This window comes from Nesterenkonia salmonea, from assembly GCF_005771525.1.
Classification (GTDB): Bacteria; Actinomycetota; Actinomycetes; order Actinomycetales; family Micrococcaceae; genus Nesterenkonia; species Nesterenkonia salmonea.
The window spans coordinates 1-26281 of record NZ_VAVZ01000043.1 but is presented as its reverse complement, the minus strand read 5'-3'; the positions used below and the strand labels follow the sequence as shown (position 1 = coordinate 26281).

The window sequence follows — 26281 nt, the reverse complement described above, 5'->3', positions numbered from 1 at the left end:
GCCCGGAGCACCGGGCGCTAGTGCGACTCTCATAACTCGTGGACCGAAATTAGGGGGTCATGCCACCGGCCTCCAAAGGGTCGCCCAAAGGGTAAGCTCCGGGTCAGGCGGCATCTCATAACCGGTAAGAATAAGAGCAGGCGTGGCGTCTATGTACTCTTGCTCATTACTAGGCGGCGCGGTTCGCGCAAGCACAGTACTAACGCCAATGATGGCACCCATCAGGAGAGCCTCGACCCATATGAGTCGCCACAGCCAGGTCACAGGTCCGTGCTTAGAGTCATCATCGGCTCCCCGTATCTGCGGAATCACCCACTGTCGAAGAACGAAGCCGATACCAGCAAGAAGTACGGTCGCACCAGTTTTGACAAGGAGCATGACGCCGTACTCAGACGTCAGCTGTTCGCTAACGTTTCTTATCCTCAACATGCCGTTTATTACCCCTGAAGCGACGGTGAGAGCGAGCCCGACGCTCGCGACTCTCGAATAGCGGCGTATCACTAGATCGAGTTCACGACAGGTCTCACTTCTTCTGCTTCTTGGTGGTTTCTGTACCCATTGCGCCAGCCCAAGGAGGAGTAGAACAAAGAGGCCACCCACCCACAGGGTTAGTCCCAAAATATGAAGAACTAAAGAGGTGACCGCTTCCGTGTGGTTCTCAGCAGAGGCGGAGTGCCCGACGAGCGCAATAGGGATGATCGCGCTAAGTCCGAGCAGTACAAGTAGGAGCACTCCCTTTCTTGAGCGAAAACCAAAGAGGCCCGTAGTAAAAGTTGCTGAAATTGCCACTACTGCAATCCAGGCCTGGCCTGTCTCTACCGACTGGACATAATTGAAGAAGCCGCGGGAGAACTCCCGTGAGGCTGAAAGTGGCTCGCCTGCGATAAGTGAGTAGCTGTAGACCAGGACCGCAAGTGCCGCTCCCGTCCAGACGAGGCCTGCAATCCCACTAATGAGCAATGCACTCTTCATAAGTGGGGATAGCCCGTCTTCCTCACGTACTTGCTGTGAAAATGAGCCTGTCGCGAGTTTCCCCCTCATAGGGAGGATTGCTGCAGCGAATAGCGCAGCACTGACAGCGGTCGCCATCGCTGAGTAGTGCACAAATCGCGCGATAGAAAGTCCCCATCGAGTTGCTGCCCCAGGATCGGAGAGTTGAGTGGATTCACCAACTCCGGTGGTTACTCCGGCAGTGATAAGAGCGAGCAAGCCCGCAAGTGGGATTGCGCTAACAATCCAAGGCCGCGCGAAGTTTCTTAGTTTCGAGTGTTTAGAGTGGTTGCTGGCGTCAGACATATCCCTCGACCGTCCTATCTGTCAGTGGATCACGGTCTGGGGTCTTCACGAATGGAATCATCCGCTTTTTTACTTCTTGCCCGGCGACGCTCCAGCACGGTCACAACACCGGCAGCGAGCACCGCGGCAATCACTGCAAAGACCGGCCACACCGACGTCGACTCAGGCTCGTCGGATGTAGTTCGGTCCTCGTCGCTCGGGACCTCCTGCATCGGAGCTTGATCAGTAGGTTCCGGTTCTTCATCAGTAGTGGCACCGCTATCTTGCTGGTCCTCCTGCGCGTCTTCTACAGGGTTCTCTAGATTCGCACGCATCTCGAAGTCGAACGACTCTTCTTCAACATGACCATCCGAATAGGCGACCCGATAGACGACTTCGTAAGAGCCATCGGGCAACTCGTCATCTAGCTCAGCAGTAGCGGTCGGGCCGTCGACCTCAACATTGCCGGCCCAGTTCTCCCCGTCGGAGTCCACTACCTGGATCACGTTGTTAATAGATTCACTGGCAATCAAGCCGGAGCCAGAGAATTCCAGCTCCACTGCGTGGAGAGGCTCACTCACAACCTGGTCCGGCTCTGGGGTCGAGGAGAGCAGCACATCATGGGCCACCGCTGGCGCAATAGAGGAAAGTTGCGCCACCACGGAGGCGGAGAGGAATGCTCCGATTCCTAGTAGCCCACGTTTCAGCGGTCCGTATGTTGAGGAAGTGGGATTGTGGTCTGAGACTACGGTATCTGAGGTTGATTTCACGGGGTGGTTCCTTGCGCGATGTAGGACGGCGGTAGAGTTCAAAGGAGGCTAGAGCGCGTGGTTCAGCGCGTTAGCGATCGGGGTCGCACGATGCGGTGACGGGCCTGTCCTACTAAGACTTCGCCAGGTGTCACCGAGGTAACGAGCAGAGGGGCTTCGGCGGGCCTCGTAAAGGATTAGGGTTATCGCCAGGTCGAGACTCAAATGGAACCCACGCAGCAGTTACCGCCGGGACATGACTCGGATAACATCGCGTCGTGTTGACTTCTGGAAACGGGCTGAGGAAAGCCAGCCTAAGTATCTGCTGGAGGACACGGGCTACCTGGTCCCCTTTTCGCACCGCAGCGTAAGTAACTGACAACGCAATGATGTGAGTGAACAGAGCGCCGGGTTCCGTATGCAGCAGAAACTGATGGTGATGGTCCCCGACTGTTGCCCTCGTGTCTCCAAAGAGCAGGTGAAGCGTTGATTGACCGAGTAGCACCGCCCCAGCCAAGCGAAGTCGGCTGCAGGGAAGGCGAGAGAGGGCTACGCAAACCGGACTTGTAATCGCAAGAGCCAACAAAATGGTAGTGACAGGCGGCACGTGTCCCGTGACTGCGTAATGAGCTATAGCGGTGGAAGCTACAGCAACAAGACCAAGAACTATGCCTCGGATCACCCGCCATGGCCCGTGAAGTTCGGAATCATGCCGAGTCTCCCTTCGGCCCATGCGACTACCTCCACGGCATCAGTTCGGGCAGTAGCCCAATAAGTTCTACGGCTTGTAGAAGTCTACTACCTGTACACACCGACCCATGAGGCCGCGATCGGCGTGAGGTCCAGTAGAGCACCTAGTAGCTATGGAAAAGGCAAAAACTCCTAGGCGGCGTAAACCGTCCGTCGGCGGAAGCCCGTCATGAGCGTCTTTCCCGATTTTGAGGGCCTTTCCGGGATCGCTGAGCTGCGTGAGGTGGTCGGGGCTTTGCTGACCTTTGTGCTGGTGGTCGCAGTGTTGATGATCATTGTCTCCGCGATCATCTGGGGTGTCGCGTCTTCACACGGCAACCAAGCCTCCGCAGCCAAAGGCAGGACCGGGGTGCTGGTCTGCCTCGGGGCGGCGATCCTCGCCGGTGGGGCGATGACCTGGATGAACTGGCTGATCGACCTCGGCGGGCATCTCTAACCATCCTTGCCCCGGCCCGGTCCAAGCAGGGCGGGGATGGGGTGTGCACCTCCTTCACGACCCACTCGTTTCTCATCTGAAGGAGCAGTTGTCGTGGACACTCTCATCACACTCTCTGAGGCCATCCACACCGCCACACTCGCCACTCCCACCCCGGTGGCTGATCCGGTGGTGGTGGCTCAGATCGACATCAGCCCGAACGAATCCGGGCTGCCGGGTATCAGCCAGCTGCGCACCATCGTCGGGGCGGTCATGACCATCGGCCTGGTGCTCTCCGTGCTGGCCTTGATTATTTCAGCGATCGTGTGGGGCTTCGGAGCCAACAGCTCCAACCCCCACCTGGCAGGCCGAGGCAAGATCGGCGTGCTGGTCTCCTGCGGGGCCGCGATCATCTGCGGAGCCAGCGTCACACTGATCAACTTCTTCTGGAACGTCGGCCAACAGGTCTAACCCCACCGTCTCCCAGCCCCCTTTGTTTGTGAAGGAGTGATGTGCGGTGGGCCTGTGCGATGTTCCCGTCATCTCCAACGTCTGCGATACCGCAGGCGAAGCAGCCGCCAGCCTCATCTCAGCCCCATTCGACTGGCTAGCCCAAGCCATGGGTGCTGCCGCCGGCTGGCTCTTTGAAGCCGTCTGGGCGGTGTTCGATACCACCACCTTGGTTGATGTCACCAGTGAGGAGTACCTGGGGGTCTACAACATCGTCTTCGGCATCGCGGTCTTCGTGATGTTGCTGTTCTTCTGCCTGCAACTGATCACCGGCCTGATCCGCCGCGACCCCGGCGCCCTCACCAGAGCCGCCCTCGGATTAGCGAAATCCGTGCTCGGTTCCTTCATCGCGGTCACCCTGACCGCCCTGCTGCTGGAAGTCGTGGATCAGCTGAGTTTGGGGATCATCCAGGCCGCCGGGGAAACCACCGAATCCATGGGTAACAAGATCGCCGCCCTGGCCGCAGGACTGACCGCGATCAATATTGCCGCCCCGGGTGTGGGTGCGATCATCACCATCTTCATGGCAGGACTGGCCATCTCTGCCGCAGCGATCGTCTGGCTCTCCCTGCTGGTCCGCAAAGCCCTCATCCTCGTCGCTGTCGTCCTTGCGCCGTTGGCGTTTGCTGGGGCCTCCTGGGATGCCAGCAAAGGCTGGATCGGCAAATGGGCGATGTTCGTCATCGCCCTGGCCGTGTCCAAACTCGTGCTGACGGTCATGTTCTTGGTGGCCATCACCCAAGTCTCCGCACCCATCGAAGCGGACCTGGCCTCGGTCAGTGATCCGCTGGCCGGGGTGGTGCTGATGTTGATGGCCGCCTTCGCCCCGTATATGACCTACCGGTTCCTCTCCTTCGTCGGAGTGGACATGTACCACTCCATCGGGGCTGAGCAGGAAGCCAAACAGTCCTTGAACCGTCCGGTGCCGACCCCGAACAAGCCCCAGGGCGAGGGGCCGAAGAAAGTCCTCGACGGCAACAGTGACCCCGCCAGTGGTGGCCCAGGTGGGCAGAAACCCACGTCAGGAAAACCCAGCAGCGGCCCGCCGCCCAGTGGGCCAGGTGGACCTGGTGCCACCGCCGGATCAGGCACCACCGCTACCGGCGGCGGAACTGCTGGTGCTGGTGCAGGCGGTGGCGCAGCGGCTGGGGGTCCTGCTGCTGCGGCGGTGATCGGGGCCAAAGTCGCCAAAGACTCCGCGACCGCTGGACCCAAAGCAGGCCAGGCCCTCGGCAACCAGGCAGAGACCGCCGCCGACGCCGCGGACACCAGTACCCGTGGCGGACAGCGCCCGGGGCAGGAGGGCCAGCAACCCAGACCATCCGGTGGCCCCTCCGACCAAACACCCCGAGGTGGTGGGAACGGGCAGCCTGCGCCGAAGCCCCCGCGCCAGCCTGCCGACCCGCCACCACCACGGGCACCGCAGGCTGACCCACCGGCACCCCAGGACCCGACTGCCAATGTGCATAAGCGAAGGAAGGGGTGAAAGGGAGCATGCCTAGCGAGACAACATCGGCGGGTTCGTCGGTGGAGTTGGTGCCGGTGAAGTTCTCCCGGCTGACCCGCCGCGGCATCCTGCTCGGCCTCTCCTTGACCCAGCTGATCACCCTCGGTATCGGTGGGCTGTCCCTGGTGGGTGCCCTCTACGCCGGGGGCGGCATCCTGCTGGCCTACACCACCCCCATCTGGGTTCTCGCCGCCGCGCTGACGTGGATCCCCGTTGCAGGACGCCCGGTGGTGGAGTGGCTACCGGTGTGCTTCTGGTGGGTCTGGCGAACCACCGGCGGACAGTTGTTGTACCGCCGCCGCATCACCACACCCCGGCCTGAAGGGACCCTGGCGTTGCCTGGGGATATGGCCCGGCTGCGGGAATACACCGACCCCGAGACAGGGGCCGGGATGATCCACGACCCCACCGCAAACACCCTAACCGTGGTCACCGAGGTCTCCCACCCCGCCTTCGTACTGCTGGACCCTGCCGAGCAGCAACGCCGAGTCACCGCCTGGGGCCGAGTGCTGGCTACCGTGTGCCGCTCCGGCCGGGTCGCCACCCTCCAAGTCTTAGAACGCACCCTCCCGGACTCCGGGACCGGGCTAGCCGAGTGGTGGGCCAAACACGGCACCGACGACGGGTCCTGGGCTGCTGAGACCTACGCCGAGCTGATTGACCGGGCCGGACCGGCCGGGGAACGCCACGCCACCACCATCAGCCTCTCGCTGGATATGAAGGCCGCCGCCCGGCAAATACGCACCGCCGGCGGCGGCATCCGAGGCGCTGCAGGTGTACTGCGCCAAGAAATGAACACCCTGACCACCGCGCTGCGCACCGCCGACCTCACCCCCTCCGGGTGGCTGACACCGGGTGAGATCGCGGTGATCCTCCGCTCGGCCTACGACCCCGCCATCGCCCCCGTCCTCCAACGCCACGGCGAACTGGGCCAAAGCCTGGCCACCGCCGGGCCAGTGGCCGTCAACGAGACTTGGTCCCGGCTGCGCACCGACTCCGCCCACCACGCAGTGCTCTGGATTTCGGAGTGGCCCCGCTCGATGGTCCACCCCGGATTCCTCTCACCGGTGTTACTCTCCACCGGTATCCAACGCTCATTCAGCCTGCTGTGTACCCCGATGCGCTCCGACCAAGCCGCCAGAGACATCCGCAAGAAGAAAGTCGAGCACATCAGCGACCAGGCCCACCGGGCCAAAATCGGACAGATCGAAGACGCCGCCCACACCGCCGAGTTCGACGACGTCCTCCAACAAGAAGCAGACCTCACCGCCGGCCACGGAGTCCTCCGCTACACCGGACTCATCTCAGTCACCGCACCCACCGTGGAGGAACTCGACGCCAACATTGCAGCCATCGAACAAGCAGCCATCCAAGCCTCCTGCGAAACCCGCCTACTCGTGGGCCAACAAGCAGCCGCCTTCACCGCCGCAGCCCTACCACTGTGCCGCCGCCTCTAACCACAACCACCGGCGGCTGAACTTCTCGGTGGTGGCTGTGGCGCACCTGGTCAACGACCCCCGCTGTCTCGTTGACCCAGGAGGCCCCCGATGCCCACCTTCTATGACCCCCAGGCCGATGCTGAGGAAGCATCCCACGCCCTGCGCGGCCTGGCTCATGCCACCCGGAGCTTCGAAGACCCTGGTGAGACATATACGACGATAGGGGAACTGCTCAGCGGAGTCCGCTCCCTCCGCCAAGTCCTCGACCAACTCTCCGAGGCCCACCTGCACCACCGGGGACTGGCTCACGACGATGAGGGCAACCACCTCAATGGGGCACACCAGGCGCTGGCTGCTGCCGATGAACTCCACCAAGCCGGCACCCTGCTCGATCAAGTCCATGCCCGGTTGGATAAGGCCTCGCAGCATTCCGGGCGCATCGCCTGGCACCCCCAGACCGAACACACCCCTATGACCCAGGAGACGGCCCGGCGGTGGGTCAACGTGGTCTTCCTCGACCGTGGTCAGGCCGATGGGGTGCTGGACCTCATTGACGAAGACGGAGCCCAAGCCGGTATCACCCACCTTGCCCAGTGGGACACCGGCCAAGAAACCACGGACGCGGCGATGGAGAACGGCTACGTCTACGACCAGCCACCAGCTGCGGACGGGGACAAGCTGATCACCGAGGGGGACTACACCATCTCGTATAACCAGCAGATGGGCCACGTCGCCCTCTACCGGTCCATCCCCGCCCCGGAAGACCCACTACCAGCGGAGCCCTCCCCGCGCCGCAACGGGCTGGCATACGCCGCGGCAGGTGGGCGCAGCCTCGCCGGACCGGGACGCGCGCCAGCCGGTGCCGCCGCAGCAGGGACCACCTATGCGAACAACGCAGGTGGGCGCCGGGCCACCAGTCAGGACGCTGTGGGGCGGCTGGGTTCTGCGACGAAGCAGCAGCAAGCTCAAGCCCAAGCTCGGAGGGACTGGTACGCCAGCCAGAATCGGCCCACCAGCACAAGCACCACTCGGGGACTGTCTCGATGAGCCCGGACCCCGACCAGGAGAGACTGCATACCTCAGTGCTGGTGGCCCCAGCTGCTGAGCGTCGTCGCCTACGCAAACAGCGCCGGGAAGCCGCAGCCCGTCTACGTGCCCAGCAGCGCCAAGCCGAGAAACACGCCCTCCGACAAAAGGCCGAGGCTGAGCGGGCTGAACGCAGGGCANCAGCACGGGGTCTCCAACCGCACCTTCGGATACGTCGATCACTACATGTTCTGGCGGATCTACGGATGGTTGCGGAAACGACACCCCAAGCTCAGCGCGCGCACCGTGAAACGCCGCTACCTTCCCGGGTGGGAGATCCGCGCCGACGGGATCGAGCTATTCCGTCCCCGCGCGATCCTGATTACCCGGTACCGGTATCGCGGAAGTCGTATTCCGACACCCTGGACCGACACCGCAACGGCATGAATCAAATGGAGAGCCGGATGCTCAGGAATGGGCACGTCCGGTTCGGTGGGCGGCCAGCGGAAACCCACCCCCGGCAACGGGGACAGGGCGCCGCTGGTCGACCCTTCACCACCATCGATGCCAGCCTCCTCGATACTGCTGCTGCTGACCGGATGCACCGCGGCCACGCAGTGATCGAGCAAGTCAACGCCGAACTCAAAGCCGGGCCGTTGGCGCATATGCCTTCCGGCAGGTTCCAAGCAAACGCCGCCTGGCTGGTCACCGCCGTGATCGCACACAACCTCCTGCGGGCGCTGGCAGCGAAGATCGGTGGAGCCATGGCCCGCATGCGAGCACTGAGCCTCAGGAGCAGAATCATCAGCATCCCCGCCCGGATCGCTCACCACGCACGGCGACTGATCCTGCACCTGCCCACTCAATGGAAATGGTCAGAAGCCTTCACCAAGCTCTGGGTCACAGCACTGGGACCGCCACCAGCAGCAGCGAGCACCTGACCAGCCAGCCCCCATAGGGCACTCACACCGGGACCAAGGAAACCCGGGAATATCGAAGTGGAGGAGACCGGATGCAAGCCCGGGAGACCTCCCCATGCCCACCGGCACCGTCCGTGATCCTCAATGCCTCACAGACCCAGCAGAGTGAACCTCGGTGGATCGAGGCTTNACGGCAGTACCTGCCCGACGCCGGTGAACCCGGCCCTGCGGCGTTGCGGAATCCCGGTAGGTTTCGGTTGCCGCGGCATCAGGACACCAGCGCCACCCTGGCCGGGGCATACCCCTTCCTCGCCGAAGGCGGGCTGGGGGCTGATGGGATGTTCATCGGCCAGGACCTCTACTCCGGGGCCAGCTTCGTCTATGACCCCTGGGTGCTCTACCAACGCGGGATCATCACCGCACCGAACATCGTGCTGGCAGGCATCGTCGGCTCCGGCAAATCCAGCCTCGCCAAATCCCTCTACACCCGCAGCCTGCCATTCGGACGCAGGGTCTACGTCCCCGGCGACCCGAAAGGTGAACACACCCCAGTCGCCGAGGCAGTAGGCGGCCGGGCCATCGCCCTCGGGGCAGGACTGGCCAACCGGCTCAACCCCCTGGATGAAGGCCACCGCCCCAGCGGACTCTCAGACGCAGAGTGGGCGACCACCGTGGCTTCGCGTCGGCGCAGCCTGCTCGGCGCGCTGGCAGAGACCGTGCTGGCCCGGGGGCTGACTCCGTTGGAACACACCGCCATCGACCTGGCCCTGACCCAGACCGTGGCAGAGAACCAAGTGCCGATCCTGCCCATGGTCGTAGACCGCATCCTCGACCCCTCCGATGACCCCACCGGCCGCCTCGCAGAAGACGGCAGGCTGGTCGGACACGCGATGCGCCGCCTGGTCGCCGGCGACCTCGGGGGTCTCTTCGACGGCCCCTCCACCGTCGAGTTCGACCCCTCCCTGCCGATGATCAGCCTCGACCTTTCCCGTGTTACCGAGAACAGCACTCTCATCTCCGTGTTGATGACCTGTGCCTCAGCGTGGATGGAATCAGCCCTGCTAGACCCCAACGGGGGCCAACGGTGGGTGGTCTACGACGAAGCCTGGCGACTAATGTCCCACCCCGCCCTGCTGCGGCGCATGGATGCCCACTGGCGGCTAGCCCGCCACTACGGAATCGCCAACCTGCTGGTCTTCCATAAGCTCACCGACCTGGACAACGTCGGCGACGCCGGCTCCGCCATGCGTTCCCTCGCCAACTCGCTGTTGGCGAATGCAGAGTCCCGGATCGTCTACCGGCAAGAATCTGACCAACTCGGCACCACCGCCCAGACCCTGGGGCTGACCGGCACCGAACAGAAACTGCTCCCCACCCTCGGGGTCGGACAGGGGCTGTGGCGGATCAAGGACCGCTCTTTCGTCGTCCAACACCAACTCCACCCCGACGAACTCACTGCCTTCGACACCACCGGCCGCATGACCGGCGGCGCATAGCCGACAGGTGGTCCCGCCATGGTCGATGAACACCGTCAGCGGCTCACCCGGAACATGGACATCCTCACCCACGGGTTAGAGCAGATCGCCCAGGACTACGCCCGGCACATCACCCTGGCGGAGGAAGATCCCGAGACCTTCGGAGCCGGCCACTACGTCCTCTACCCCCACGGGCGCACGGACCTGCGGTTCGCCATCGAGGAACGCTACATCGACACCGACTGGTCAGACCCCGACCGACTACCAGCCTCCTGGAGCTGGAAAGCCCAAACCCGACACCAACGATCCGATGGTTCCCATCCGTGGGTGACCACAGACCACGGTGTGGTGCCGTCGAACGCCGTACACCAACTCCTGGGCTATGCACAGAAGTGGGCCGCCACAGTGCGGGCCACGAAGTTGCGCGAAGGGTTCTTCACCCACATGCGCCCAGGAACAAGACGAGATAAGCCCCCACATTTAGAGGGGCCTGGGCTGTCATGAACAGCTGCGGCACTTCCTCCTTATCCCATCTTTGCCAGCGATTGGAAGGCGCACTCTGATTTGCACGGCTGGTCGGTGTCGGGGCAGGAGACTACGTGGTCGAGTTCTTCGGTAATCAGGGCGCGCATGCGGGTCAACCGTTGGATGTTCTCTTCGACGTGAGCCAGCCGGTCAGCAAGCACTGGGCGCAGGTTCTCTCTGACTGCGGTACATGTGCCGGTGGCGGTGACTTGGGAGAGCCATCGTACTTCTTCAAGGCCCAGGTCGAGCTTCTTGGCGGTGGCGATGAACTCCAACTGTTCAATCACGGTCTGGTCGTAGTCCCGGTACCCGTTGGGGCCACGCTGGGAGGTGATCAGACCGAGGTCTTCGTAGTAGCGCAGCGTGGTGGCTGGAACCCCGGTCCGTGCTGTGACCTCTGAAATCCTCATCCTTCTATCCACCGGTCAGCGGACCCCTGGAGCCCAGGCCCTTTATGACGGACGATTTGAGCCAGCACGGCTAGGACCGGCAGTTCGATCAGCGGGCCGACCACCAGGGCCACGGCGATCAGCGGCCGGTCAGGGAACGCAGCGACAGCGATGCCCAACGCGATCGGTGAGTTTCTGGCGGTGGTGACCATCGTCAGAGTCACCCGCTGGGCTCCGGGCAGCCCCATCAGCTTGGAGACTACGGTAGCCACCAGGGGCAGGATGATGAAGAACCCGGCCAGAGCAGGCAGCAGCAAGACAAGTTCGGTGCCATGCTCGGCCACGGTGTGAGCCTGCCAGGCGAACATCGCGAACACGGCCAGACACAGCAGCGGCACCACCAGCCGGCCAGCCGCCGGGTTCAGCGTCTCCTGCTGCCATTGTGTTCCCTTGGTCCTGCGCGTGATCCAGCGGATGAGGAAGGCAGCCATCAGCGGGGTGAGTAGCATCAGCAGCACCGCCTCAGCCAGCGTGCCAGGATCAATCATAGCGGCCTCACCGCCGAGCAGCAGCACATAGACCGGCAACAACAATAGTTGCAGCACCAGGTTCACCGGCAACAACGCGGCCGCGATCCCGGTGTGGCCCTTGGCCACAGCGGTGAAGACCAGGTACCAGTCAGTACACGGCGTCACCAGTAGTAGCAGTAGCCCGATCCGCAGGTCCGGCTGGTCACCGAGCAGCCCGGCTCCCAGTGCCCAGGCCACAGCGGGGGTGAACAGGTAGTTCAGCACCAGACTGGCGACCACCAGGGACTTCGCTCGGCGGACTTCACTGACTTGGGTGGCGTCCATCTGCACGAAAATCATCACCAGCATCACCAGCAGGACCGGGATCACCACATACTCGCCGAACTCACCGACCGGAGTCAGCAACCCCACGGCAAGGCCAGTCAGTGCGGCGGCTGCAACGAAGACGCTCTGCAGGCGCTCGACCAGGTTCATCTAGTTGCTCTCCTCGCAGCGCATGGCGGTTTGACTCCCGGGGTCGCCTCTTAGGGACGACGACTCAGCGTAAACCTTCAAGTCAACTAGAAGGTCAAGATGCTGATCCCACCCTGCACCGACGGTCAATTACAACCCTCGCAACTACCAGTAGCCGAATGAACGTCGCCGTTACGAAGCCTGTCGCACGAGGCGATGGGCCAGCCTCTCAGCGTCTCGGCGGACATAGCCGAGCAATGAAGACCCTCGGTCGCGCTGCCACGGCCGCCCCAAGGTGTAGAGCCCCTCTACAGGAGTGACGCCGTCTTGGTTGGTAAGGACGCCGTCTTCGTTGAGCGCACCGGGGATCTCGATCCAGGTGTCATCATGTCGATATCCCGTGGCCCATACAACTGTGTCTACCTTGATATCCATGCCGTCTTCGAAAGCGAGACGATCCGTGTGCCTCCACGGTTCTTGGTCGGAAACTTACCGCGGCCCTGCGGAGATTTCGACGGCTGGTCCCGATGATGGGCTCATTCGCCCGCAATCGATGACCCAGGTGTGAACTTCCAGCAGCGCCGATGAGACCTGTGGTCGTCAACCACCAGAACAGATCACGCCCTAGGAGACGCTGCGGCAAGCTACGCAGACGTGCACCTTCGGACAGGGAAACTCTCTTCCCATGGTTGGCGAGCTCCAACGCGATTTGGAAGCCAGAGTTTCCACCCCCGACGACAGCGACGTTGTCACCGCGTAGCTGACTCGGGTTCCGATAGTCCTCGGAGTGGACCTGCAAGACCTGCGGGTCTAGCCCGTTGGCCAGACTGGGCACGAAGGGTGACCCGAAAGCCCCTGTAGCGACGACAACAGCTCTCGCCCTCAGGGGCTCCCTGCTTGCGAAGCACAGCCGAAAATCCCCTGCTGCTCCGTTCAATCTCGTCACGCGGGTGTCGAGGTGAACGGGTAGGGCGTGCCGTTGGGCATATGTGGCTAGGTAGTCGGCCACCTCATCTTTGCCAGGGTGTGTCCCCGGTTCACCAGGGAAGTCGAATCCAGGCAGCGAGTTGTACTGCACAGGGGTGAACAAGCGCAGAGAGTCCCAGCGGTGTGCCCATGAGGTGCCTACTTTGTCGGTCGCCTCGAGTAGCTGGAAGCTCATCCCTGCTTTGGCCAGGTAGTACCCGAGTGCAAGACCCGCTTGGCCCGCACCGATAACTGCCACATCGAGATGTTCGTACGTTGCTGGACTCATGGCTGTACTTGATGGTCCGAGCCTGCTCCTGCCTTGGCGGAGACAACAGGACGTGATGAGGGGTCACGAGAGTTGCGGGTGCGAGCCGCGCGCAGGCCGTTAAGGATGATGACGACTTCAGCGAGTTCGTGGACGAGGACGACGGCGGCCAGGCCGATCACGCCGAAGAGTGCCAACAGCGGTAACACCGCGATCAGGGTCAAGGAGAGGATGATGTTCTGGTTGATGATCATCCGTCCTCGCCGGGCGTGTGCCAGGGCTTGAGGGATCAGGCGGATGTCTTCGCCGGTGAAGGCCACATCGGCTGATTCCACAGCGGCGTCGGAGCCAGTGGCTCCCATGGCGATACCTATATCTGCGGCGGCCAATGCTGGGGCGTCGTTGATGCCGTCACCAATCATTGCCACCCGGTTACCTGCCCGCAGTTCGGTGATGGCGGCGGCTTTGTCTTCTGGGCGGAGTTCTGCACGTACATCCGTGATCCCGGCTTCAGCCGCTAGAGCATGGGCGGTGCGTGTGTTGTCGCCGGTGAGCATGGTGACCTTGACCCCGGCACGGGCAAGCTGCTGGATCGCTTCTACGGCTTCTTCACGCAGTTCGTCCCGCACACCGACAGCCCCGACTGCTTCCCCGTTGTGGTGGGTGATCACAACGGTGTTGCCTTGCCGTTCCAGTTCTGTGACCTCTTCGGCCAGCGGCCCGGCATCAAGCCACCGGGGACTGCCCACAGCGATCCGGCTGGCCCCGATAACTCCGGTGATGCCCTGTCCGGGGTGCTCAGTGATTTCGGTGGCCTTCGGGACACCAGCTGTCGCATGGGTAATAGCTGCCGCAAGGGGGTGCGTACTGTGAGCTTCCAGTGCTGCCGCCCAGTCCAGCACCTGCTGCTCGGTATACCCGGGGACAGTCAACACGGCATTGACGGTGGGGCGGTTACGGGTCAGTGTGCCTGTCTTATCGAAGGCCACGTGGCCTACTGATCCCAGTTGCTCGAAAGCTGCACCGGACTTGACGATCACCCCGTGCTTGCTGCCGCCGCCGATGGCAGAGACCACGGTGATCGGTACCGAGATCGCCAACGCACATGGTGAGGCGGCCACCAGAACGATGATCGCTCGGGTGACCCACTCCATGGGGTCCCCAAAGAGTGAACCCAGCGCCGCGATCAGAATCGCCAGCAGGAGCACACCGGGCACCAGGGGACGGGCGATCCGATCAGCCAGCCGAGCACGTTCACCCTTCTCCGCCTGAGCCTGCTCGACCAACTGGACCACTGTGGTCAGGGAGTTGTCTGAGCCTGGTGCCGTGGCTTCGATCTCTAAAACCCCGGTGGTATTGATCGACCCGGCCAACACCTCATCACCAGGGCCAGCCTCCACCGGAATCGACTCACCAGTGATCGCTGAAGTATCCAGGGCCGAACGCCCGGTACGGACCACACCGTCCGTGGCTAGGCGCTCCCCAGCTGCAACCCGGATCAGCTGACCCGGCACCAGAGTAGAGGCAGGGACCTGCCGCTGATCGCCAGCCTCGTCAACGATGGTGGCGCTGGCTGGCAGCAGGTTCAGCAGAGAACGCAGCCCGGAGCGGGCTTTGTCCATCGCCCGATCTTCCAAAGCCTCTGCAATGGAATAGAGAAAGGCCAGGGCTGCGGCTTCTTCGATGTAACCCAGTGCAACCGCTCCAGTGGCGCTGATCGTCATCAACAATCCGATCCCCAGGCGGCGACGCACCACCAGCGCCCGCAAAGCGCCAGGAACGAACTGAGACGCCCCGAACAACAGGCTGACCCAGAACACCGCCAGCGTCACAGTCGAAAGCGGGGCCTGGTCAGCCAGTCCAGACCACTCCAACACCCACCCGGTGCCCAGCAACAGCCCCGAGCCCAGCGGAATCAGGACACGACGATCCCCCCACCACCGAGGTTCTTTAGTGGTCTCGGCAGAAGCCGTGTCCTCACGGGGGGAAGCACACCCGCAGGCATCCACGCTCATCGCTGCACCTGCTCTCCGCCAGCGCAGCACCCCTCCGGGCACACCGGGTCAAGACACTCCGCACCCTCATCGACTGCCAGGGTGGTCTCCACCAAGGCGTTCAGCGCCCTTGACAGGTGAGGGTCAGCGATCTCATAGCGGGTCTGGCGGCCCTCCGGCTCAGCCACCACGATCCCGCAATCCCGCAAGCACGCCAGATGATTCGACACGTTCGTCCGCGTCAGCTCCAGGTCACGGGCAAGCTTGGCTGGATAGCCGGGAGCATCCAGCAGGGCCAGCAGAATCCGGGACCGGGTGGGGTCGGCCATAGCGCGGCCCAGCCGGTTCATCACATCAAGACGAGAAGCAATAGTCAGCATGCAATGACCATACAGCGAACGATGACTAGTCAGCAAGTAGTGACCTAACCAGAAGGCTACCTTCAGTACGCGGGAGGTTGCAGGCGCACCTGGTTGGCATGAGCCACGACAACACCAGACACCCTTCGCGCCGAACCAAGAAGACCAAGCCGTTAGACCAGGAGTCGGATGTTCCGGCGGTGCTGCCTCATGTGGTCATCACCGTCGCCGAACCCACCGGGACCCTGGCGGTCACCGTGGATGGCGAGGACTTCCCCGCACCCGAAGACGGGGCATGGTCTCGTGCCCGGTTCGGTGAGCTTCTGGACACGGTCACTGGGGACCGGACTCGGACGGTGCGGATCGAGGTCCACGAAACCGACGGGTCCACTTTTACTGACATTATCCGCGCGCGCCGCCGCACCCAGGCCGAGCCTGACCCCGAGCAGGAACAGCCAGAGTCGGCACGGTCTAAGCCCAGCGGGAAGCAGGCTACGGTCTCGGGTGAGGGGTTCGTGCCCGGTGAGGACGTGGCTATCGCTGCGGTAGTCACCGAGACCACCGCCAATGAGGACGGGGAGGTCGAGGCCCGTCTGACCCGGCGGCAGAAGGCGAATCTGCGGGCTGGTGTTGAGGTGCTGGTCTTTGGCCGGTCTTCGGGGACCACACTGGTGAGGCGGCTGCCATGACCCGGGGCATCACTCCGGGGTCTCGCCAAGCCGGGGGTATGGGTGATGAGGTCACTAACGCCCTGATCATCCTGCTGATGGTGACGGCGGGTGTGGCGTTGATCCTGCGTGTTGCTGGCACTGTCGCCGCTTGGGTCACCGGCGCATCCCTGCCGGAGGCTGGCCCGGCTGCCGGACTGGGGGTTCTGTTCAGCCCTGGTGATCCTTCCGCCGCGCTGGCAGCTGAGGGGCTGCATCCGGTGGCCTACTGGGTAACCAGTGGGGTGATGCTCGCCGGGCTGGCCGGGGTCGGTGCCTGGGTGTGGGTTCGGGTGCGCCGCTGGGGCCAGCAGAAACAGAATGACCCGCATCGGCTGGCAGGCACCGCCACCAGTGCCGATATTGCCAAAGTCGCCACTTCCAAGGCCCTGTTGCGGCGGGCAGGGACACTGCGGCCTTCTCTGGTGAAGCCGCACGTCGAGGATGTGGGTTATCTGCTGGGGACCTCTGCGGGCAAGCAGGTGTGGGCCTCCGTAGAAGACTCGTTCTTGCTGATCGGCCCACCCCGATCCGGCAAGGGCCTGCATGTGGTCATCAACGCGATTCTGGATGCACCCGGCGCGGTGGTGACGACGTCTACCCGGCCGGATAACCTCACCGCTACGTTGCGGGCGAGGGAGAAGATCGGCCCGGTGGCGGTCTTCGACCCCCAACACCTGGGAGAGGGCATCCCGGCTGGGATGCGCTGGTCACCTATCCGGGGGTGTGAGGACCCGCTGACGGCGATGATCCGGGCTACCGGCCTGGCTTCAGCGACTGGCATGTCCGCTGGAGGGGTCGAATCCGGTGGGTTCTGGGAAGGTAAGACCCGCACCGCCCTCCAATCCCTCCTCCATGCGGCGGCGTTGGATCATCGGTCACCGGCTGAGTTGTTTCGCTGGACTCTGGACCCCTCAGCTGCCGCCGAGGCGGTCACCATCTTGTCCAGCACCCCGAGGGCGGCGACCGGATGGGATGACTCGCTGGCCTCGATGCTGGAAGCTGACCCGAAGACCCGGGATTCCATCTGGCAGGGCGTCTCCCTGGCCCTGTCAGCGTTGGCTGATCCTCGGGTGTTGGATGCGGTCTCACCCAGGGCTGGGGAGGACTTCGACCCCGAACAGTTCCTCGGCGACCGGGGCAGCCTGTTCCTGTTGGCCACCGGCGCAGGCGCCGGAGCCTCAGCCTCCCTGGTGGCGGCGTTCGTGGAAGACCTGGTCGAAACAGCCCGGCGTATGGCCGCCCGATCACCAGGAGCACGGCTCGACCCGCCGCTGTTGTTGGCGCTGGATGAAATCGGCAACCTCGCACCCCTGCCCAGCCTGCCGACGTTGATGGCTGAAGGCGGCGGCACCGGGATCACGACCCTGCCGGTACTTCAGTCGCTGGCGCAGGCGCGGGAGAAGTGGTCAGAGAACCAGGCCGGGGCGATCTGGGATGCCGCGATCGTCAAAATCATCCTCGGTGGGGCATCGAACTCCCGGGACCTCCAAGACCTCTCCACCCTCATCGGAGAACGTGACGAGTACACCGATTCGACCACCATCGGGGACCACGGCACACGCTCCAACCAGCGATCCGTCCGCCGTGTCTCGGTACTGCCACCAGACCGGATCAGGACTCTGCCCTTCGGCACCGGGATCACCCTGCTGCGGACCGCACCGCCGATCATCACCGACCTGCGCCGCTGGACCGAACGACCAGAGGCCACTGAGTTGAAGGCCGACCGGAAACAGATCGAAGCCATGCTCCAACACCACCCACGCCCCTAGCTGCGCTACGACAGCATCTCGGGTGGCGGGGTGCACCTGTCTGGCAGAGGCCACCTGCACCAGGCGGTGGCCGTGACAGATAAGGAGCCCTGGTCATGGCGATCCATACCCAACAGTCATTCTCCGGTTTCATCGCCTCAGCACCGCAGCTGAGCTACACCGAAAACGGTGACCCACGCCTGTTCGTCAAGGTCGGCAAGGAACACTACCAGCGCGAAGCCGATGGGTCGTTCACACAGAAGGACACCACCTTCCACAACCTGGTGGCCTTCAAAGCCGCCGCCGAACAGGGCCATGAACGCCTGGCCAAGGGCGACAAGATCATCGCCGAAGGCTACGTGCGCGAATACGAGTACACCGACGCCAACGGGCTAACCGCTCCCGGTGAGGAATTCGTGGCCCGCCGGATCGGTCATGACATGGCCCGCACCCGCTACGAGGTGGACCGCACACCCCGCCGCAGTGTCGAACGCGAGGCCGCCGGGTTCGAGGCACCCCAGCGGCAGAGCCCGCAGTCCGAACCGCCCAACCTCAGCCTCTGAAACCGGCCAGGAGCCAGAGCCATGAACCAGCACACCCCACACAACCCGGGGCCGGAGGACTACCTGGCCCACGACACCTATGACACGGCCTATGACGAACCGGACCCAGGCTTCGAGCCAGGGTTCGACCCCGGCGGTGACCTTCCTGAACCGCCGAAACCGATCAACTGGAACCTGCTCTCCGCCGAGGACCTGGAAGCCGAATGGCTGGAACTGAACAAATGGGTCCACTGGCTACGGCGGACCTACGGGCTGCCAGCCAGTGTGATCCCACCGTTCTGGCACCACCACCCCGAACTGCTCTGGGAACTCTCCGCCCTACACCTGCACTGGCTCGGAGCCTACGACCCCGAACAGAACGCCTCAGCCCCAATTGGCTGGCACCGGGACTTCGCCGACGCCAGAGCCCGGCTACGCGAGTGGGTCGCAGCCTCCGGCACACGGCTAGACAGGGACCGACCCACCCGACAGACCTCCTGGCCCGGAGAAGACCCCGCCCCACCGGTAGAAGACCTCACCATCGAAAACCGCGAAAGCGAGTTCGCGGACTTCGTCATGGCCCAAGTCGCAGAGCGACGACGAGCCGAAGACGAGTTCTTCCGCCGCCTCGATGACCAGGCGGGAGGCCTGTGATGAGCCAGGCCTCGGACCGCCTGCCTGACCGGATGCGGGACCTGCGGGTGGAGGCCCAGCCGCAGGAGGCCCCGGACCTGCACCGGCTGGCCCAAGTGTTCATCGGCATGGCCCTGGACCGTGCCCGCCCTACCGACACTGACCAGCAGACCGGCGATGACTCCGACATCGCAGTAGATGCGGACCGGAGCCCGGAGTAGAATCTGACATGTAAGAAGCCAGCAGCCGGACACGGTTCGGCTGTCGGTGCGCAGTCATGTCTGGCCCATAGGGCTTACTTCGGCAGGCTCCACCCAGCCTGTTGATGTCGTGTTTCCCGTTTACGAGTCGCACCGCACCAGTGGCATCTCATGGTGCTGCTCGTGTTGGCCCCGCCCGTAACGGGGAAGGAAACACGACCTATGACAGCCACACATGCGTCAGACCATCCCAGCCTGGACCGGGTAGGCGAGACCACCACCCTCGCGGTCTCTTACCTGCGAGTCTCCACCAAGGAGCAAGCCTCCAAGGGCGGCCGGGATGAGGGGTTCTCGATCCCGGCTCAGCGGGAAGCCAACCTACGCAAGGCCCGCGATCTGAACGCCATCATCGTAGAAGAGTTCGTGGATGCCGGTGAGTCCGCCCGCAAGGCCGACCGGCCCGAGCTGATGCGGATGATCGAGTACATCAAAGCTCATCAGGTGGCCTACTGCATCGTGCACAAGGTGGATCGTCTGGCGCGGAACCGCTCTGACGATGTCGCTATCCATCTGGCGTTGCAGGAAGCCGGTGTTCTGCTGGTCTCGGCAACCGAGAACATCGACGAGACGCCCTCGGGGATGTTGCTGCACGGCATCATGTCCTCGATTGCGGAGTTCTACTCCCGGAACCTGGCCAATGAAGTCTCCAAGGGCATGAGCCAGAAGGCCGTCACCGGCGGGACCAACGGCCGGGCACCTATCGGCTACCTCAACACCACTATCCGCGACGAACTCGGGCGCGAACGCCGCATCGTGGAGCCTGATCCTGACCGGGCTGCCCTGGTGAAGTGGGCCTTCGAGGCATACGCCACCGGTAACTACTCCACTGGCACACTGCGCGATGAACTCATTGACCGCGGCCTGACCACAGCACCCACCCCGAAGCGACCATCGAAGGCACTGGGACTGTCCACGATCCAGAAGATGCTGGCCAATCCCTACTACAAGGGCAATGTGGTCTTCCGTGGGGCAACCTACGACGGTCTGCATGAGCCGCTGGTGAGTCCTGAAATCTGGTACCGGGTCCAGACCGTGCTTCATGCCAAGCAGACATCAGGGGAGAAGACCCAATCCCACGAGCACTACTTGAAGGGCTCGGTCTTTTGTGGTCAGTGCGGCTCCCGGCTGATCGTGACCAAGGCCCGCAGTCGGCGAGGGATGATCTACCCGTACTTCATCTGTGCTGGCCGGCACTCCAAGCGGACCAACTGTGAACAGAAGTCCATGTTCATCCCCGATGTGGAACGCGCGGTGGAGGACTACTACCGGCGGGTGCAGATACCTGAGCCCGTGATCACCGCCTTGCGTGAACTGATCACCGCAGAGTTCGACCGGCTCAGCGCCACCAGCAAGCAGGAACGTCAGGCATACCAGCGTGAACGTGATGACCTGCTGGATGAACGGACCAAGCTGCTCCAGGCTCACTACGCCGGGGCTGTGCCTCTGGACCTACTGAAGACCGAGCAGGACAGGATCAGCAAGCGCATTGCGTTCCTAGAAGCACAGATCGAGGCCGGGGCCACTGAGTACGAACAAGCCCAGGCACATCTGGACGACTGCCTAGCCCTAGCGAAGGACTGCCACGCTATCTACACCAGTATCGATGACTCGCTGCGCCGGATCGCGAACCAGGCCTTCTTCGACAAGCTCTACGTCGCCGAGGCTGACGTCGTGAACGGGGAGCCGGGGGTGCCGTTCAACATCATGTTCAACCCCGAAGTCCAGGCCACCGCACTACGCCGACAGGCGGACGGAGACCTCAGTAGGACTCAAACCGAGGATGTCGGCGGTTTGAACAACAACGATCTGGTGGGCCCTGAGGGGCTCGAACCCTCGACCTGCGGATTAACTTCCCACTTCGACTTTCGCCGCCGCCCCTTCGGGGCGTTCGTGGTCTGGACTGTCCCTTCACCGTAGCTTGCGCCGTAGGTGCCACCCGTCCAGTCTCTACACCTTCCGAGACGTGGTCTCGGCTTGGCTCGGGATTGCCATCTAGAGGTCTTCCAGGAAGGGTTCCCCGACTTTGAGTGGTGTCATCCCCAGCGTTTCCACCGAGGCGCTCCTATTTAAAGTCCGATGCTCTACCAACTGAGCTAAAGGCCCATGCAGCGCGCTGCGCTGCCTCCCACTATTCAGTTTTGTTGTCTTCCAGGCTCAGGGGGGCCGGAAGCCCCTTTCTGCCCAGAACAGCATCCTCTATCATAGCCCATCTGACTCTTGCCGTTCACTTCGTTGCTGAAGATCTCTGTACTTGCGGGTTGAGGCATCGCGGACGCTGTAGTTGGTCAGGCTTGTGAGGCACAAGGTCAGCTGCGCTTACTGGGGTCTCTGATGGCACGGTGGACCTCTTCTGCGGGCACTGGTCGGAAGTCCCACTGATCGACACCGACGTTGACCTGTGCGGTTTCCTGGGACGAGAGGCTGGTCTTCCAGTCGGTGTGGACGTGCCCGCACACCAGTGGCTGGCCCAGGTCGCGCAGCCTGAACTTCCCCAGTGGCGTATTCAAGCCCGAGGTGGCCGGCAGTCTGCCGCGTACGCACATACGGCGAGCAATAGAAGCTGGTGGTCTCTTCTTCTCGCAGCTGGGGATAGGTAGTAGGGGACTCCGCTTCACGCAGATATCGCCCGACGATCTTGGCTTGCTTCTGCCCTGTCTCGGTCAACTGCCACTCACGGCCCGGAGTGGTCACAAAATCATCCGAGTAATGAGACTCATCGCCCTTCCTGGCCGGGGCACCGGCGACGTTGCCCTCAGACTCTCCGTGTCGGATCAGGATCAGATCCAGCGGCATCATCATGGGCCTCCTCATCGTCATCAGTCCTGGTCGTCGCCTTTCGTCCAGGCAGCGGTGTGGTGCCAGCTCTTCGTCGTGCGTTGCGTCTGGCTTCTCGGCCGGGTTCTTCATGCTCCAGCCAGATCCGGCGGATCGCGATCCGCAACTCAGACAGTCGCATCTCAGGGGCTTGACCGGTTCCTTGCCCCTCGTAGGAACCGGTGCGACGAGGAGTGTGGTCTGTATCGAGATAGGTGTCCTTTCGGACATGGCAGTCCACCGCAGTAATCTCGGGTCTGCCGACGTAGTCTGCTGGCACGAAAGCCCCCGAGTACGGCTTGTTGACCGCGGCCAGGCCCTCGGCCCTCAGCCTCTCCAGCACTCCTTCAATGCGCTTGCTCTGGTGCTTCCCGTCCACCCCGAGGCACAAAGCAGGCCCCTGGGGTTCACCTGTGGCCGGGGTGGGGGTTCCGTGGGCGTGGAGGTTGATGAGCAGTGCTTCGCCGAATCGGCCCAGGATCTTCTCCAGAGTCTCGGAGAGCAGGTGGTGGTAGGCCGCATGGAGCTTCTGCGTGGCACCGTCTGGGTGCTCGTAGGGGTCGAAGGTCAGCCGGGAGTGGAGGTTTTTGACCACGTAGGGGGCTCCGTCGTTGGCTCGATTCCAGACGCCTTGTGCGCAGTGGTCTACGCCGTAGTCGGCGGCATCACGAACCCGGGCCAGCAGATCAGGTTCTTCCGTGGAGGGCTCACCCTGGGACAGGTGCCCGTCCCGAGTGGGCTCAGACGGGACACGAAGCCCCGCATGCGGGATATGCACCAGCACCGGGATGATGCCGTCCAGCACTCGCGCCTGCAGATCCTCACACCCGGTCTGTGGGGTCCGGCCAAAGACCGACAGGTCCTCGTAGATGTTCTCCGCGGTCTGGGCCTGGAAGAAGAGGTCCTTGACCCGGCGGAGCTCCTGACTCCGTCGGTGATACCAGGCGAGCTTCCCGTTCACGCCCCTGCCGGTATTGAGCTCCGGGGCAAGCTCAAAGTCCTGGGCAGTGCTGTGTTCTGGGTTCTGAGTCATCAATGATCCCTCCTGTCTTCCGGCGGATCGGGCAGCAGGCCGCCGGCCCGGGAGGCCATGAACTCCCCGACACGAGGATTCTTGGACTGCTCAAGGGCTTCTGCCATGCGGTGCACCCAGGCGCCGGTGGGCTCCTCGGCGGCTTCGGCGATGAGCTGGTTCCAGTGGGCGGAACGGCCCTCGTCGAAGACCCGCAGGAACTCCTCGGTCTCCCAGACCCAGACCGGTTTCTCCGGCCAGACTCCGAGCTGGCTGCGGTCCACCCCAGTGGTGACCGGCGGTAGCGGCACCCATTCCACCCGCGGCTCCTGCCCTTCAGTCTGCTCGTCGGGGAGGTGAAGGAGACCGAGGTTGGCATCGGGCATCTGATCACACTCGGTGGCGACCACGAGAGTCTCGTGATCGCAGCCCTCGATCTGGATCCGTTTGGAGTCTGTGACGTGATAGTGCCCGTGCGCCAGCACGCGGGGCTTCACGGCTTGGAAGGCTTCATCGAGGCGGCGGCGCCCTTCGGCGGCGTAGGCCAGCACCTCCGCTGAACGGCCCAGTGGGGTCTGGATGATCTTGGCGACCATGTCGGTGCTGTGCCAGGGCTCCGGGGAATCGTGGGTGAGCATCACATCCGCCGCCTCACCCGCGACGACAGCGGCGACGTCGTCGTCGGTGATCATCTCTTCTATCCACCACGACTGGCCTGTGATGCGGTGCTCGAAGTCCACCGACGGCGCCCCACCCAGAGACACGAAACTCCAGCCCCTGCGGGTGAACCGGTGACCGCGGGGCAGCAGAGCGATCCGCTCCCTGGCCCACATCACCGCACCCAGCGACTCGAAACCGGCATGAGCTTCCTGATCGTCCTGGTCCTCCAACGGCAGCTGAGCGATTTGGTAGTAGTCCTCGTGGTTGCCGGGGGTGACGACCACCCGCATCCCAAGCTCTTCCAAGAGGTCCTGGAGAGCATCAAGGTAATCGATGCCTTTCTGGCCGGGCCAGATGCCGAAGTCACCGAGCTGAAAGACTTCCCGCACGCCCAGTGAATGCAGGTGGCGCAGGGAGCGGATGGCCCAGGATGTGTTGGCGTGCCAGTCCCCAGCGATCGCCACAGTGGCACCCCGGCGGGCTGTGTCAGTGTCCTGGGTGGAGTCGGTGCTGCTCATGGATTTCAGCCTAGAGGGCCCCACCGACATGGAATCTGTGTGCTGCAGTCGGTCTCGTGGTCCAGGGGTCATGAGGGGTCTTCCGGATCAGTGGTGGCCCGGGTGTCGGCCAGGCGTTCGATCTTCAGCACGGTGGTGTTGATGCGCCAGTCCCTGAGATTCTTTGGGTGCTCAGGATCGTCGAACCATAGGTAGGGCCTGGCCCCGACCTTGGGCCACCAGACAACCCGATAGATGTTGACTACCGTCTCGTCGTGCGCGTGTGGTTGAGCTTCGGGGAGTTTAGGGAGCCGGGTGTAGGTCATCTCATCGAGATCCCAGATATGCAGGGAGTGCTCTGTGGTGATCAGCCACCTGCCCGTGCTCTGTGGGGTGAGCTCATCGGCCTGTTCGCCGGTGGTCTCCCACTGGTCGTTCCGCTCGTTCGTGCCGTTGGTCTCTGTGCTCTCGTTGGTATCCATACCCTGAGAGTGTCCGGGAGAAAACAGAGCGTGCATCAGCCCCACCTCGCCTCTTCAGTGACCGGCTTCGGTCTGATTGGCATCTTCGATCAGGAGGAAGATCTCCTTGACCATGAAGAGCCAGAGCCCAAAGAGCTCATCAATTTGTTTCTCTTGGTGAACCGCACCCTGCACCCGGATCTCATCAATCCCATTGACGACGTCCTCGCCTTGTTCCTGGATCGCACGGAGCATCACCTGACTGTCTGGCGGCTGCTGGTGAAACTGTTCGTCAGCCACCGCTGTGGCCAGCTGCTTGCGGAACCACGTGAAGCTCTCGACCTCAGCGAGGCTTAGCCCCCATTCTTTGCTCCGCTTCTCGTTCAGCTCAAGAGTTTCGAGGAGTTCTCCAGCCTCGGCGAGCGAACGGCGCTCATTCACTGCCTCGTAGGCTGTCGCTGATAGGCCACCAGAAATGAGGATCGCAAGGTCCTCACGAGTGCCGACAGCACGCCCACCATGCCCCAGCCTTTCGGCTAGGTCGCGGAAGGCTTGACCATTTCGCACAAGTTCGTCGAGATAGGGGTCCCCGAAGGCCTTTTCTATGGGTGAGAACTTGGACACTGCGTACACGTTGTTGTTTTTCATATGCAGTGAGTGTCCGGATCGTCAGCCAAAGCGGTCACACCGAAATCCTGACAATGACCGCACAGTTGAGTCAGTCAGGTGTGCACTGGTTCTGTAGCCATTGGTGGATGATCTGGGGGTCATAGCGAGTGACGCCGCCGCAGAGCGTGTAGTACTGGGGGCCGAGTCCGCTGGAGGCCCAGTTCGCCATTGTTTTTGCGGATACTCCGAGGTAGTCGGCTGCCTCCTGGCGAGTCAGCAGCTTCGGCAGGGCGGTTCGGTCTTCTGATGTTTGTTCGATAGTTGGTGTGCTCATAGGCCCGTAGTGTCCGGCTGTCTCATTAGGGGTCCATAGCCGCCCAAGCACCGACGCTGATGGGGCTGCTGCGACTTCATGTCCGTGTCTGGTTATACGGTGATCTGAGGAGACGGCGTCGGGGTTGAGGGGATGAGCGTCCATGGAAGACGAGAACTATCCGATCCGACTGCCTGTACCAGTGGAGTCTGTGCGTACTGAGCTTGAGCCTCCCAAACCACTAGATAACTCCGAGGCGACGGGGAACTATGTGGATGGGTTCGGCGAGGTTCCGGCCCCGCAACCAGGGCTCGCGTGGAGGAGCCCTCGCACTAGTCGTGTATGGCAGCTTGATCAGAACCTCGTTCTGCGCCCGGTGGCAGGCTCAGGCTGGCGCGAGTCACTGAAGTAGTGCCCCATAGAGTGGTGTAGCACCTGGTGACCATGACGGTCCTGAACGTGAGCGCGGTCA

Annotated in this window: 27 protein-coding genes and 2 pseudogenes; 14 read left to right on the top strand and 15 right to left on the bottom strand. The window is 63.0% G+C overall.

The features are described 5' to 3' along the window. Positions 1-57: 57 nt before the first annotated feature. Both FEF26_RS13255 and FEF26_RS13250 read right to left on the bottom strand, forming a co-directional pair. On the bottom strand, positions 58-1089 hold the full coding sequence (locus FEF26_RS13255; protein ID WP_166433039.1) for a copper resistance D family protein: 1032 nt from the start codon (positions 1087-1089) through the stop codon (positions 58-60). 236 nt (positions 1090-1325) lie between these two features. Continuing rightward, positions 1326-2045 (bottom strand): copper resistance CopC family protein, encoded by a 720-nt coding sequence (locus FEF26_RS13250; RefSeq protein WP_166433038.1) that lies wholly within the window; start codon positions 2043-2045, stop codon positions 1326-1328. 898 nt (positions 2046-2943) lie between these two features. Between FEF26_RS13250 and FEF26_RS13245 the strand changes: the two genes are divergently transcribed. From FEF26_RS13245 to FEF26_RS13205, 8 genes and pseudogenes are all read left to right on the top strand, one after another. Beyond that, entirely contained in the window at positions 2944-3210 is a 267-nt protein-coding gene (locus FEF26_RS13245) for a DUF6112 family protein (protein WP_138254015.1), read from the top strand. 123 nt (positions 3211-3333) lie between these two features. Next, positions 3334-3660 (top strand): DUF6112 family protein, encoded by a 327-nt coding sequence (locus tag FEF26_RS13240; RefSeq protein WP_300345736.1) that lies wholly within the window; start codon positions 3334-3336, stop codon positions 3658-3660. Between the two features lie 46 nt (positions 3661-3706). After that, a complete protein-coding gene (locus FEF26_RS13235) occupies positions 3707-5185 on the top strand; it encodes a type IV secretion system protein (protein ID WP_138254014.1) in 1479 nt (492 codons plus the stop codon). 8 nt (positions 5186-5193) lie between these two features. Then, the gene (locus FEF26_RS13230; RefSeq protein ID WP_138254013.1) at positions 5194-6663 is read left to right on the top strand and encodes an SCO6880 family protein; all 1470 of its coding nucleotides are present in this window, start codon (positions 5194-5196) and stop codon (positions 6661-6663) included. Between the two features lie 90 nt (positions 6664-6753). Further along, entirely contained in the window at positions 6754-7692 is a 939-nt protein-coding gene (locus FEF26_RS13225) for a hypothetical protein (protein WP_138254012.1), read from the top strand. A 530-nt stretch (positions 7693-8222) separates the two neighbouring features. Then, positions 8223-8612: pseudogene (locus tag FEF26_RS13215) on the top strand (transposase); the annotation flags it as partial. Positions 8613-8683: 71 nt separating this feature from the next. Beyond that, positions 8684-10087 carry an ATP-binding protein gene (locus tag FEF26_RS13210; protein WP_243730589.1) on the top strand — a complete coding sequence of 468 codons (1404 nt, stop codon included), beginning with the start codon at positions 8684-8686 and terminating at the stop codon, positions 10085-10087. 18 nt (positions 10088-10105) lie between these two features. Further along, positions 10106-10570: a hypothetical protein gene (locus FEF26_RS13205; protein WP_138254010.1), complete on the top strand. Its 465-nt coding sequence runs from the start codon at positions 10106-10108 to the stop codon at positions 10568-10570. A gap of 20 nt (positions 10571-10590) precedes the next feature. On the opposite strand, the gene FEF26_RS13200 is transcribed toward FEF26_RS13205, so the two are convergent. The 6 genes from FEF26_RS13200 to cmtR all read right to left on the bottom strand — a co-directional run bounded on the left by FEF26_RS13200 (position 10591) and on the right by cmtR (position 15571). Then, positions 10591-11001 (bottom strand): MerR family transcriptional regulator, encoded by a 411-nt coding sequence (locus tag FEF26_RS13200; RefSeq protein ID WP_138254009.1) that lies wholly within the window; start codon positions 10999-11001, stop codon positions 10591-10593. After that, positions 10998-11984, bottom strand: coding sequence for an arsenic resistance protein (locus FEF26_RS13195; RefSeq protein WP_138254008.1), 987 nt, complete (start codon positions 11982-11984; stop codon positions 10998-11000). Before FEF26_RS13195 ends, FEF26_RS13200 begins: the two co-directional genes overlap by 4 nt. A 171-nt stretch (positions 11985-12155) precedes the next feature. Beyond that, positions 12156-12398: a hypothetical protein gene (locus tag FEF26_RS15970; RefSeq protein ID WP_208012928.1), complete on the bottom strand. Its 243-nt coding sequence runs from the start codon at positions 12396-12398 to the stop codon at positions 12156-12158. Further along, positions 12349-13218 carry a flavin-containing monooxygenase gene (locus FEF26_RS16425; RefSeq protein WP_208012927.1) on the bottom strand — a complete coding sequence of 290 codons (870 nt, stop codon included), beginning with the start codon at positions 13216-13218 and terminating at the stop codon, positions 12349-12351. Before FEF26_RS16425 ends, FEF26_RS15970 begins: the two co-directional genes overlap by 50 nt. Further along, positions 13215-15212 (bottom strand): heavy metal translocating P-type ATPase, encoded by a 1998-nt coding sequence (locus tag FEF26_RS13185; protein ID WP_138254007.1) that lies wholly within the window; start codon positions 15210-15212, stop codon positions 13215-13217. The genes FEF26_RS16425 and FEF26_RS13185 overlap by 4 nt, the downstream gene beginning before the upstream one ends. Beyond that, positions 15209-15571: a Cd(II)/Pb(II)-sensing metalloregulatory transcriptional regulator CmtR gene (gene cmtR / locus FEF26_RS13180; protein WP_138254006.1), complete on the bottom strand. Its 363-nt coding sequence runs from the start codon at positions 15569-15571 to the stop codon at positions 15209-15211. The genes FEF26_RS13185 and cmtR overlap by 4 nt, the downstream gene beginning before the upstream one ends. A 98-nt stretch (positions 15572-15669) precedes the next feature. On the opposite strand from cmtR, the gene FEF26_RS13175 reads away from it, so the two are divergent. From FEF26_RS13175 to FEF26_RS13150, 6 genes are all read left to right on the top strand, one after another. After that, positions 15670-16239 (top strand): hypothetical protein, encoded by a 570-nt coding sequence (locus FEF26_RS13175; RefSeq protein ID WP_243730588.1) that lies wholly within the window; start codon positions 15670-15672, stop codon positions 16237-16239. Beyond that, positions 16236-18029 (top strand): type IV secretory system conjugative DNA transfer family protein, encoded by a 1794-nt coding sequence (locus FEF26_RS13170; protein WP_243730587.1) that lies wholly within the window; start codon positions 16236-16238, stop codon positions 18027-18029. The genes FEF26_RS13175 and FEF26_RS13170 overlap by 4 nt, the downstream gene beginning before the upstream one ends. A gap of 95 nt (positions 18030-18124) precedes the next feature. Beyond that, entirely contained in the window at positions 18125-18571 is a 447-nt protein-coding gene (locus FEF26_RS13165) for a single-stranded DNA-binding protein (RefSeq protein WP_138254005.1), read from the top strand. Positions 18572-18592: 21 nt separating this feature from the next. Beyond that, entirely contained in the window at positions 18593-19204 is a 612-nt protein-coding gene (locus FEF26_RS13160) for a hypothetical protein (protein WP_138254004.1), read from the top strand. Continuing rightward, positions 19204-19404, top strand: a complete 201-nt coding sequence (locus FEF26_RS13155; protein WP_138254003.1) for a hypothetical protein — start codon at positions 19204-19206, stop codon at positions 19402-19404. The genes FEF26_RS13160 and FEF26_RS13155 overlap by 1 nt, the downstream gene beginning before the upstream one ends. A 201-nt stretch (positions 19405-19605) precedes the next feature. Beyond that, positions 19606-21360 (top strand): recombinase family protein, encoded by a 1755-nt coding sequence (locus FEF26_RS13150; protein ID WP_138254002.1) that lies wholly within the window; start codon positions 19606-19608, stop codon positions 21358-21360. Positions 21361-21749: 389 nt separating this feature from the next. Here FEF26_RS13150 and FEF26_RS16135 read toward each other — a convergent pair whose 3' ends face one another. The 7 genes and pseudogenes from FEF26_RS16135 to FEF26_RS15780 form a co-directional block, all read right to left on the bottom strand. After that, positions 21750-21950, bottom strand: a complete 201-nt coding sequence (locus FEF26_RS16135) for a metallophosphoesterase family protein (protein ID WP_243730586.1) — start codon at positions 21948-21950, stop codon at positions 21750-21752. A 61-nt stretch (positions 21951-22011) separates the two neighbouring features. After that, positions 22012-22236: pseudogene (locus FEF26_RS16420) on the bottom strand (phosphoglycerate mutase family protein); the annotation flags it as partial. Further along, positions 22196-23290, bottom strand: a complete 1095-nt coding sequence (locus FEF26_RS13140; protein ID WP_138254000.1) for an N-formylglutamate amidohydrolase — start codon at positions 23288-23290, stop codon at positions 22196-22198. The gene FEF26_RS13140 and the pseudogene FEF26_RS16420, both read right to left, overlap by 41 nt. Beyond that, positions 23290-24447, bottom strand: coding sequence for a metallophosphoesterase (locus tag FEF26_RS13135; RefSeq protein ID WP_166433036.1), 1158 nt, complete (start codon positions 24445-24447; stop codon positions 23290-23292). Before FEF26_RS13135 ends, FEF26_RS13140 begins: the two co-directional genes overlap by 1 nt. Before the next feature lie 68 nt (positions 24448-24515). Further along, complete coding sequence (locus FEF26_RS13130) at positions 24516-24908, bottom strand: hypothetical protein (protein WP_138253998.1); 393 nt, start codon at positions 24906-24908, stop codon at positions 24516-24518. A 54-nt stretch (positions 24909-24962) separates the two neighbouring features. Next, on the bottom strand, positions 24963-25535 hold the full coding sequence (locus tag FEF26_RS13125; protein WP_138253997.1) for a hypothetical protein: 573 nt from the start codon (positions 25533-25535) through the stop codon (positions 24963-24965). 70 nt (positions 25536-25605) lie between these two features. Beyond that, positions 25606-25830 carry a helix-turn-helix transcriptional regulator gene (locus tag FEF26_RS15780; protein ID WP_166433035.1) on the bottom strand — a complete coding sequence of 75 codons (225 nt, stop codon included), beginning with the start codon at positions 25828-25830 and terminating at the stop codon, positions 25606-25608. Positions 25831-26281 lie beyond the last annotated feature (451 nt).